The sequence below is a fragment of the Poinsettia branch-inducing phytoplasma str. JR1 genome, from assembly GCF_000309465.1.
GTDB classification, from domain to species: domain Bacteria; phylum Bacillota_I; class Bacilli_A; order Acholeplasmatales; family Acholeplasmataceae; genus Phytoplasma; species Phytoplasma pruni.
Genome location: NZ_AKIK01000094.1, coordinates 1 through 257, shown reverse-complemented (window position 1 = coordinate 257; position 257 = coordinate 1). Strand labels below are relative to the sequence as shown.

At 21.0% G+C, this 257-nt stretch carries 1 protein-coding gene; it reads right to left on the bottom strand.

What is annotated here, in order from left to right; translation table 11 throughout:
- Positions 1–85: 85 nt before the first annotated feature.
- Positions 86–250 carry a single-stranded DNA-binding protein gene (locus tag ON17_RS02095; protein ID WP_083858416.1) on the bottom strand — a complete coding sequence of 55 codons (165 nt, stop codon included), beginning with the start codon at positions 248–250 and terminating at the stop codon, positions 86–88.
- Between the last annotated feature and the right edge of the window lie 7 nt (positions 251–257).

Sequence of the window (257 nt, the reverse complement as noted above, 5' to 3'; positions counted from 1 at the left end):
AAATAAAAATTTTAGACTCTATTAAACTATTTATTAAATTATTAATCTGCATTTTTTAATTCTCCTTATTTTTCTTTTTTAAAATCTAAATATTGAATAGATTGACATTCCACTTGTGTAATAATTTTTTTTCTTTTTTATCTTTATCAATAACATTAACTTTAATTCGACCTTCAACGCCAATTAAAGCACCTTTAACAACATATTTAACTAAGTTTTCTGCTGTTTTATTCCAAACAACACAACTAATAAAATCT